The sequence below is a fragment of the Corallococcus aberystwythensis genome, from assembly GCF_003612165.1.
In the GTDB taxonomy this organism is placed as follows: Bacteria; Myxococcota; Myxococcia; order Myxococcales; family Myxococcaceae; genus Corallococcus; species Corallococcus aberystwythensis.
The window spans coordinates 1-9,435 of record NZ_RAWK01000334.1; the positions used below are offsets into that span (position 1 = coordinate 1).

A 9,435-nucleotide genomic window follows, 5' to 3' on the forward strand; every position below is an offset into this window, starting at 1 on the left:
AGATGTTTATAAGAGACAGCCGTACCGGAGGCCCCGGGCGCTCCGCCCCGGCCCCCATCGCGTCGCCCGCGCCGCGCATCCCACCTCGGGCGCGCGTGCCACCCATGCCCGCACAGACGCTGGCGGCCCAGCCCGCCCGGTGGCTGTGGACCTGCCGGGAGGGCTTCGAGTCGCACCTGTTCGAGGAGCTGGCCTGGGCCGACGCGGCCCCCCGCCTCCTGGGGCCGGCCCTGGTGGAGTCCCAGCAGCGGCCGGAGGTGCCGCCCGCCTTTGGCCGGGCAGCGGAGAAGGTCCTCGCCACGTGGGCGCCCCCAGGAGGAGCCCAGGTACCGGTGGAGGACATCGTGGGTGCGATGTCCGGGTTGCCCTCGCGCGTGCCCTGGCTCGTCAGGGCCTACACGCCGGACAGCGCGAAGGGCAACACGCAGGCGGGCCGTGCCGAGGCCCTGGAGGCGGCGGTGCGCGCGGCGCTCCCCTCGGGGCGTGTGCTGGAGGACGACAGCCGGGCACGCGAGTCCGGAGCCCTGCTGGTGGGCCTGTGCGTCGCGCCGGATGGGGTGCTGATGCTGGGCGCGGTGAGTGCCCGAGAGGCCCTGTCGCTCGCGCCGGGCGGGCGGCGGCGGATGAAGCGCGCGGGCGAGTCCCCTTCCCGCGCGGCGATGAAGCTGGAGGAGGCGCTGGACGGGCTGGCGCACGAGCCCGGGCGCGGCGACGTCTGCGTGGACCTGGGCGCGGCGCCGGGGGGCTGGACGCAGCGGCTGGTGGCGCGCGGGGCGCGGGTGGTGGCGGTGGACCCGGCGAAGCTGATGCCGGAGCTGGCGAAGAATCCGCGCGTCCAGCACATCCAGGAGAGCGCCTTCGCCTACGCGCCAGAGGAGTCCGCGGACTGGCTCTTCTGCGACATGGCGTGGCGTCCCCTGGAGGTCGCGCAGCTGTTGGCCAAGTGGGGCCGGCGCCGCTGGGCGCGCAACCTGGTGGCCAACATCAAGCTGCCCATGAAGGACAAGAACCCGCTGCTCCTGCGGGTGCGCCAGACGCTCGTGGAGGACGGGGGCTGGGAGGGCCTCACCGTCCGCCAGCTCTACCACGACCGGGATGAAGTGACCGTCACGGCCCATCGCATGCGCTGAAGGCTCCGCATGCGCCTAAGGGCGGCCAGGAGGGCGCGGGGAGAAGCTTTCCTGCGCCCGGCGCGGGTCCGCGCTACACACGCGGACACGATGCCCTACACACTCGACGACGCCACCGCCACCGCCCTCGTCGCCCTCCACCCCCGGGCCGCGCGCCCCGGACACGCCCAGGAGGCGCCCCAGGCCGCCGCCCAGGAGCTCGTCGCCGCCGAGCAGCGCCGGCGGGGCCATGCGGACGCCACCGGCGCCATGCACGTGCTGGCGCTCACGCAGGGCACGCTCCTCAAGGAGGAGTTCGACCTGTCCACGCACGCGCACCACGACGGCTGGCGCGTGGGCGCGGTGATGGTGGACGTGAAGGAGATGATCCACTTCAACGCGCGCTTCGGCTTCCCCGCCGGGGACGCGCTGCTCAAGGCCACCGTGGCGTCGCTCGGCGCGCAGTACCCGGGCGCGCGCATCGTGCGCTTCCAACCGGACGGCTTCGCGGTGCTGCTGCTGCCCACGTCCCAGCTCACCGTGCGCGAGGACAGCGCGGAGGGCACGCGCGCGAGGCTGGCGGAGGACCTGCGCCCCGCGCTGCCTCCGGGCGCCCTGGCCACCGACGTGCCGGGCTTCACCGTGGCGCTGCTGGAGCTGACGGTGCACCAGCCGTCGCACTGGCAGGTGCTGGGGCCGCTCCTGTGGGCGGAGGTGGAGCGGGCCTACATCATGGAGCGCACCGGGCGGACGCACGGCCTGCAGCGGCGGCGCCTGCGCCTGGACGCGTTCCTCCCGGAGCCGGAAGGAACCTGACGCCTCCTCGGCGCCTACTCTTCCAGGATGAACTTGCGCGGGTTCTGCGGCACGCCGTTCACGCGCACCTCGTAGTGCAGGTGCGGGCCGGTGGAGCGGCCCGTGTTGCCCACCGCCGCGATGGACGCGCCGCGCTTCACCCGGTCCCCGGCCTTCACGAGGATCTTGGACAGGTGGCCGTAGCGCGTCTTGATGCCGTAGCCGTGGTCGATGACGAGCACGTTGCCGTACCCGCCCTCCAGCCCCGCGAACACCACCGTGCCGTCCGACGGCGCGGTGACTTCCTTGCCGTGCGGCGCCGCGATGTCCAGGCCCGCGTGCGTCACGCGGTCCGCCGTGTACGGGTCCAGGCGCTGACCGAAATCGCTGGTCACCCAGCCGCGCGCCGGCCACACCGACGGCGTGGAGGCCAGCAGCGACTTCTGGTCCTGGAAGTAGGCCTGCAGGTCCTGGAGGCTCAGCTCCTGACGGGTGGCCTCCGCGGAGAGCCGGTCCAGGCGGCCCAGCATCATCTTGGGCGTGTCCGTGGTGGTCAGCTGGGTGAACTGGGTGTCCGTCGCGGGCGCCGTGGTGCCGGTCTCCGGCTCCGTGGGGCCCATGGCCAGGTTGCGCTGCGGGTCCGACAAGAGCGTCACCGCGCGCAGCTTCTGGTCGAAGCGCTCCACGCGGTCCAGCGTGGAACCGATGTGCTCGATGCGCTCGCGCACCGACTTCAGCTGCGAGCGCAGCGTGAGGTTCTCCTCACGCAGGATGCGGTTCTCCGATGCGTCCGCCGCCACCTGGAGATAGTGGATGCTCGCGCCGGCGCCCAGGCCCGCCACCAGCATCAGGCCCATTCCCACCTGCACCAGCCAGGAGCGCTGGATGGTGTAGCGCTTCACCGGAGCGTCGTGGTCCGGGATGACCATCAGCGTGAAGGACTTTTTGGCCACGGACCACTCCTGGGGAAACTCTTTCGCAACGTGGGACTTCCGGCGGCAGAAGCTAAGTCGCTCCCCGCGCGCGCAACACCTCCCCCACCCGCCGCCCGTCCCGCACCGTCACCCACTGATGATTCTCAATGGATGGAAAGGTTGGGGCAGCTATCATCCGCATTTGAAGAGTGTCAAGGTCAACAGACTGCGGGGCACACCCCAAAGCGCCCCGAGTCCGGGCCCTACCCGCCCTGCATGCGCACCACGATGACGCTGATGTTGTCGTCGCCGCCGCGATCGTTGGCCAGGTCGATGAGGTGCTTGGGCACTTCGTCCAGGTTCTCATGGCGCGCGACGGCGTCGTGGATCTCCCGGTCCTCGAGCATGTTCGCGAGGCCGTCCGAGCAGAGCAGGAACACGTCACCGGGCTCGGACACGAGTCCCATGACGTCCACCTGCACCTCCTCCTCGAAGCCGACGGAGCGGGTGATGATGTTCTTGTACCGGGAGTGCTTGGCCTCCTCCGGTGTGATCATCCCCGCCTTGATCTGCTCGTTGACCAGCGAGTGGTCCTCGGAGATCTGCTGGATGAGGTCCCCGCGGATGAGGTACGCGCGACTGTCACCCACGTGGGCGAAGAAGGCGTGCTCGTCGCGGACCACCAGGGAGATGACGGTCGTGCCCATGCCGGACAGGCGCGCGTCATCCTGGGCGGTGAGGTAGATGGCCTGACAGGCCTTCTCCACCGCGCCCCGGAGCGCTTCCGGTATGGGTGACTCCTGGAGGTTGGGAACGCTGACGAAGGGGTTGTCTCTCCCTTCACGCGCGCGCCGCAGCTCTTTGTCGATGGTCTCGACGGCGATGCGCGACGCGGTACCACCACCCGCGTGCCCACCCATGCCGTCCGCCACGACGTAGAGCTGGAGCTCATCGTCAATGAGGAAGCTGTCCTCGTTGTGATTGCGCTTGCGCCCGACGTCCGTCAGGCCAGCGGAGATGACTTTATGGCGGGGGGCCGCGGTCTGCCCTGCGGTGCTGGACACGCGCCGGATGCTATGTGAGCCCATTAGTGGGGGCAAGGACGCGCGCGAAAACTCGCGGTGCGTCATGCCCCTCCCCCTGGGTCACCCCTACCTTTTGAGCCGCCATTTCAGGCCGTCCGGCGCAGCCGACCCCGGGGGCTATTGCCTTCCGGGCCGGATTCCCGGCGAGCGCGGGGCGTGGCCCGGTGGGCCGAACGCACCAGCGCCTCCGCCGCGCCCAGCGCCTCGCGAGTGACTTCCACGCCGGACATCATGCGCGCCAGTTCCTGGGTGCGCTCGGCGCCGGCCGCGAGCGGCAGCACCTGGGACACGGTGCGCTCGCCCTTCACGCTCTTGCGGATGAGCAGGTGCGCGTCCGCGTAGGCCGCCACCTGGGGCAGGTGCGTGATGCACAGCACCTGGCGGTGGGAGCTGACCTCGCGAATCATCCGCCCCACCACGTCCGCGATGGCGCCGCTCACGCCCGCGTCCGCCTCATCCAGGATGTAGCAGCCGCAGGCGTCACTGTCCGCCAGTGCACGTTTGAGCGCGAGCAGCAGGCGGCTCGCCTCACCGCCCGAGGCCACCTTGGCCAGGGGCCGCGCCGGTTCACCCGGGTTGGCGCTGAAGAAGAACTCCACCTCGTCCAGGCCGTCCGGACGCAGCGACTCCCCGGCGGTGACGCGCACCTCGAAGGCGGCCTTGCCCATGGCAAGCCCCCCCAGGCCCTCGCGCACCTGCTGGGAGAAGGACCCGGCGGAGGCCTTGCGCGCGCGGGACAGCGTCAGCGCCGCCTTGCGCGCCCGCTCCTCCACGCGCTTCCGCTCCTGGTTCAGCTCCTCCAGGATTTCGCGCCGGTTCTCCAGCGTGCCCAGCTCCGTCTCCAGTTCGCCGCGCTTCTTGAGGACGCCGTCCAGCGGCACGCCGTGCTTGCGGCACAGCCGCTTGAGCGCGTCCAGCCGCTCCTCCACCTCGCCCAGCCGCCCGGGGTCGGACTCCAGCCCCTCCACGTAGCGGTTGAGCCGGCGCGCGGCCTCTTCCAGCTCCGACAGCGCCGTGCTGAGCGACTGCGCCACGGGCGCGAGCGTCGCGTCGCACTTGACGCCTTCATGCACGAGCCCCAGCGCGCGCCCTACAATCTCCAGCGCGGAGGGCGCCTCACCTGACAGCAGCAGTTCGGCTTCCGCGCCGTGACGCTTGAGCTTCTGCGCGCTGCCCAGCCGCCGGCGCTCCGCGTCCAGCTTCACGTCCTCGCCGGCTTCCGGGTCCAGGCGCGTGATTTCGTCCAGCTGGAAGCGCAGGAACTCCGCGCGCTCGCGCACCTTGGCGTCGTCTCCGCCCAGCGCGTCCATGCGCGAGTCCACTTCGCGCAGGTTCGCCCACTCGCGGCCGTACGCGGCCAGCGATTCATCCAGGCGGCCGTACTTGTCGAGCAGCACGCGGTGCAGCCCGGAGTCGAAGAGACTCACGTGCTCGTGCTGGCCGGCGATGTCCACCGCGCCCCGGGTGAGCTTCCCCAGCACGCCCAGCGTCACCAGCGCGCCGTTGACGTAGACCTTTCCGCGCCCGGTGCGCCCGAGCACGCGGCGCACGAGCACCTCCTCTCCCAGGTCCGGAAGGCCCAGTTCCTCCAGGCGCGCGGCCAGCACCGGTGTCCGGGCGAACACGCCCTCCACCGCCGCATCGTCGCAGCCCGCACGGATGACGTCCGCATCCGCCCTACCCCCGAGCAGGAGGCCCAGCGCGTCCACGAGAATGGACTTGCCGGCCCCCGTCTCACCCGTGAGGACGGTAAGGCCCGCGCCAAACGCGACCTCCACCTCCTCAATCACCGCTACGTTCGAAATCCGAAGACCCAGCAGCACGCGCGCCCTCCGCGATCCGTACGACGCCCCAACACCTGAACACCCTAGCAGGTCTTGATGACACTGCACAGGTGTTCGGGTCGTGCGGACGGTGGGAGGGCGAGTGGGAGGGCGTGGCCTGTTGGCGCCACAACCATCTCCCACTCCTGGGTCGCATCAGATTTCGGTGAACAGCTCCTGGATGTCCTGTTCGGTGAGGGTGCGGCCCATGTCGTCCCCGTCCGTGCCCAGCACGCCGGCGGCGAGGTCGCGCTTCTTGCGCTGCAGGCTGAGGATCTTCTCCTCCACCGTGCCGCGGGTGATCAGCTTGTAGCTGATGACCGCGCGCGTCTGGCCGATGCGGTGCGTACGGTCCGTGGCCTGGTCTTCCACCGCGGGGTTCCACCACGGGTCGAAGTGGATGACGTAGTCCGCGGCGGTGAGGTTCAAGCCGGTGCCGCCCGCCTTGAGGCTGATGAAGAAGAGCGGTGGGCCGTCAGGGCGGTTGTACTCGTCCACCTTGCCCATGCGGTCCTTGGTGCGGCCGTCCAGGTAGAGGTAGCGCAGGCCCTTCTTGTCCGCCTCCTGCTTCAGGAGCTCCAGCATCTCCGTGAACTGGCTGAAGACGAGCGCGCGGTGGCCTTCCGCCACCAGGTCCGCCACCAGCTCCATGAAGCGCTCGAGCTTCGCGCTGGCCGGCAGGAGCGTGCCGGGCGGCATCTTGAGCAGACGCGGATCACAGCACACCTGACGCAGGCGCATCAGCGCGGCGAGGATGGACACGCGGCTGCGCTTGAAGCCCACCTTCTCGATGGACTCGTGCACCTTGCGGCGGCTCTCCTCCAGCACCTCGCGGTAGAGCGCGGCCTGGCCGGGCTCCATCTCGCACCACGCGACGCTCTCCGTCTTCGGCGGCAGGTCCTTGGCCACCTCCGTCTTGAGCCGGCGCATGATGAAGGGCTGGATGCGGCGGCGCAGCCGGTCCTTCGCGGTGGCGTCGTTGGACACCTGGATGGGCTGCTCGTAGCGGTCGCTGAAGCCTTCCGCGCTGCCCAGGAAGCCGGGCATCAGGAAGTCGAAGATGCTCCAGAGCTCCGACAGCCGGTTCTCCAGCGGCGTACCGGTGAGCGCGAGGCGCGTCTCGCTGGGCAGCGACTTGCACGCCTGCGCGGTGGCGCTGTCCGCGTTCTTGATGTTCTGCGCCTCGTCCAGGATGACGTAGCGGAAGCCCACCTGGGACAGCTGCTCCAGGTCGCGGCGCACCAGCGCGTACGACGTGAGCACCAGGTCCATGTCCTTCAGGTCCTCCGCGCGCTCACGGCGGTCCTGCCCGTGCCACACCATGGCCTTGAGGCCCGGCGTGAAGCGCTCCGCCTCGCGCTCCCAGTTGGCGAGCACGCTCGTGGGCGCGACCACCAGGGACGGCTTGCGGCCTTCATCGTTGGCCACCTTCTGCATCAGGCTCAGGGACTGGATGGTCTTTCCCAGACCCATGTCGTCCGCGAGGATGCCGGACAGCCCGTGGCGCCTGAGGAACCAGAGCCAGGACAGGCCCGCCTCCTGGTAGTGGCGCAGCGTGGCCTGGAGTCCTTCCGGCACGGCCACCTTCGGAACGCCGGCGGATTCACGCAGGGCGAGCATGGCCTGACGGGCCTTGGCCTCCACCTCGGTGAACTCGCCCAGGTCCGCGAGCAGGTCCAACGCCACCGCCTGGTGCAAGGGCAGCCGCGTGCGCGTGCGGCCCGGCATGGCGCCGGCCTCCTCCAGGAGGTCCGCCACGCGCTTGATCTCCGCGACGTCCGCTTCCGCGAAGGAGCCGTCCTTCAACGGAATGAACTTGCGGCCGGAGTCCAGCCACATGCGCACGGCGCCCAGGTCCACGGCCTGGTCGTCGGTGACGAACTCCGCATCCAGGTCGAACCACTGCACGCCGCTCATGCCCACGCGGATGCGCGGCTTGAGCTTCGGGCGCAGCCGCACCTTGGGCGCCTGCACGCCGTAGCGCTCCCACTCCGCGGGCAGGCCGGCCAGGCCCCGGGCCCAGAACTCCAGGGCCACGTCGCCTGATGCATCGAACGCCTGCGAGGCCTGATCAAACCGCAGCCCCTGGTCGAGCAGGAGCTTGCCCGCGGCGCGCTCCACCTCGTCGCGGCGGCGGTACAGCTTGCGCGCGTCCTCGCCCACGCCGCTGGCGTAGCCCAGGTGCGTGGCCGTGGGGGACACCGCCACCGTCGTCTGACCGTAGCGCGCGGCCAGCTGCACCTTCACGCGTTCGGCGGCGCCCTCCAGCGTGAGGACGAAGCGCGGCTCCACCGACTCGTCGACTTCGATGTCGTCCGCCTTCAGCGACATGCGGAAGCGCGGCAGGTGCGCGGCGAAGAACGTCAGCACCCGGTCCAGCTGCCCGGCCGGGAAGGACATGGTCGGCTCCAGCAGCCACTTGCGAAGCAAGCGGGGCGGGAAGTCCGGCTCCACCGCGTGGAGGTTCTGCGCCTGGATGACGTAGGTGCGGCGGCCCGCCAGGACGATGACGTCCTTGAGCGGGTAGCCCACGCCGTCCGGGAACAGCAGCTCAATCTGAGCGGTGGCGCCGTCCGGGCGCGACTCCAGATGGATCTGCGGCCGCACGGGCTGGTCCATGTAGACCAGCGGCGTGCCCCGGTAGATGACCCGGCGCTGGCGCAACAGCTCCAGCACCTCGCACAGGTCCTCGTCGGACAGGACGATGCGCGAGTCGTAGCGGTGCTCATGGCGCGACAGCACCATGAAGATGCGCTCGTCCGGGGGCGCGATGCGGCTGCCCGCCTGGAGCAGGCGCTTCACGTGCACGGGCCCCTTGGTCTGCGCGTCCTGACGGCGGACGTCCACGACCCAGTGACGGCCGTTGGAGCCACCCGCCCCGGTGTTGGCGGGGGTGAGCCGGTAGAGGAACTCGTAGTCGGGCAGTGAGGACAGGCCCAGCCAGCTCTCCACCTTGGCGAGCGCGGGCAGGCTGACGCCTTCCATTCCCGGCGCGCCTCCTCCGGGAATCTCCACCTCGTCGTCCGGCCCCATGTCCTCGGGTTCAGGCAGCGGAGGCGGTGGCGGTGCGGCTTTCTGCGGCGGGGGCGGCGGCCGGAAGCGGGCCGCGTAGATGAGTGCCACGGCGACCACGTGCTCGCAATGCGGGCCCGTGGAATTCCACACCGGGCAGGTGCAGGAGGAAACGACTTTCCCCTCTCCCGGTATCAGGGCCACGTCATAGCGTTCGCCGGACGGACCCGCGACCTGCGCGCGGATGCGTTCGGGTTCACGCGTAAGGCCGAAGACGCGGCGGCCTTCAGCCACCTCGCGGCCTTTCTTGAACGTGGCGGGCTCGACCTCGGCCTTGAGGGCGCGGAGCCAGAGTCCGTCCTGGGGGGAGAGAGGGTCTCGGGTGTCAGCGGTGGTTTGCACGGCTTGCAAGGGCCCCAGACTCCTAGGTCGGGGGGAACCGCCTCGCTTAACACAGTGAGGGGATCCCCGCGCGCGGGAAAAAATACGGCGTCATCCAGCCGATGCGGCCTGGCGACGCGAAGCTGTGAGATCATCAACGTCCGCCATGACCCGGTCCCGTCCCAGTCCGCCCTTTCTCCGGCCGATGGCCCCACGGCACGCCGTCCGGGGGCCCGCCAGGCCGGCTGTCACCCGGGCCGGGTACTCTTGAGCCTCCGGTCCCTCCCGGCTGTCGTCCCCCGGACTGCTGTCTCTT

Annotated in this window: 6 protein-coding genes; 2 read left to right on the top strand and 4 right to left on the bottom strand. The window is 70.5% G+C overall.

The features are described from left to right. Window positions 1-104 precede the first annotated feature (104 nt). Together rlmM and D7W81_RS36405 are read left to right on the top strand one after the other, a co-directional pair. Window positions 105-1,130: a 23S rRNA (cytidine(2498)-2'-O)-methyltransferase RlmM gene (rlmM, locus tag D7W81_RS36400; protein WP_120559975.1), complete on the top strand. Its 1,026-nt coding sequence runs from the start codon at window positions 105-107 to the stop codon at window positions 1,128-1,130. A 90-nt stretch (window positions 1,131-1,220) separates the two neighbouring features. Further along, complete coding sequence (locus tag D7W81_RS36405; protein WP_120559976.1) at window positions 1,221-1,925, top strand: nucleotidyl cyclase domain-containing protein; 705 nt, start codon at window positions 1,221-1,223, stop codon at window positions 1,923-1,925. A gap of 14 nt (window positions 1,926-1,939) precedes the next feature. On the opposite strand, the gene D7W81_RS36410 is transcribed toward D7W81_RS36405, so the two are convergent. From D7W81_RS36410 to D7W81_RS36425, 4 genes are all read right to left on the bottom strand, one after another. Next, the gene (locus D7W81_RS36410) at window positions 1,940-2,857 is read right to left on the bottom strand and encodes a M23 family metallopeptidase (protein WP_120559977.1); all 918 of its coding nucleotides are present in this window, start codon (window positions 2,855-2,857) and stop codon (window positions 1,940-1,942) included. A gap of 224 nt (window positions 2,858-3,081) precedes the next feature. Continuing rightward, window positions 3,082-3,882, bottom strand: a complete 801-nt coding sequence (locus tag D7W81_RS36415) for a Stp1/IreP family PP2C-type Ser/Thr phosphatase (protein ID WP_120559979.1) — start codon at window positions 3,880-3,882, stop codon at window positions 3,082-3,084. 107 nt (window positions 3,883-3,989) lie between these two features. Beyond that, window positions 3,990-5,726, bottom strand: coding sequence for a DNA repair protein RecN (gene recN, locus D7W81_RS36420; RefSeq protein ID WP_120559978.1), 1,737 nt, complete (start codon window positions 5,724-5,726; stop codon window positions 3,990-3,992). A 156-nt stretch (window positions 5,727-5,882) separates the two neighbouring features. Beyond that, a complete protein-coding gene (locus D7W81_RS36425; RefSeq protein WP_244227687.1) occupies window positions 5,883-9,149 on the bottom strand; it encodes a DEAD/DEAH box helicase in 3,267 nt (1,088 codons plus the stop codon). Between the last annotated feature and the right edge of the window lie 286 nt (window positions 9,150-9,435).

What these genes read in the sequence shown, in the direction of transcription:
- rlmM (WP_120559975.1), top strand. Translation starts at nt 105, where the DNA reads ATGCCCGCACAGACGCTGGCGGCCCAGCCCGCCCGGTGGCTGTGGACC.
- D7W81_RS36405 (WP_120559976.1), top strand. Translation starts at nt 1,221, where the DNA reads ATGCCCTACACACTCGACGACGCCACCGCCACCGCCCTCGTCGCCCTC.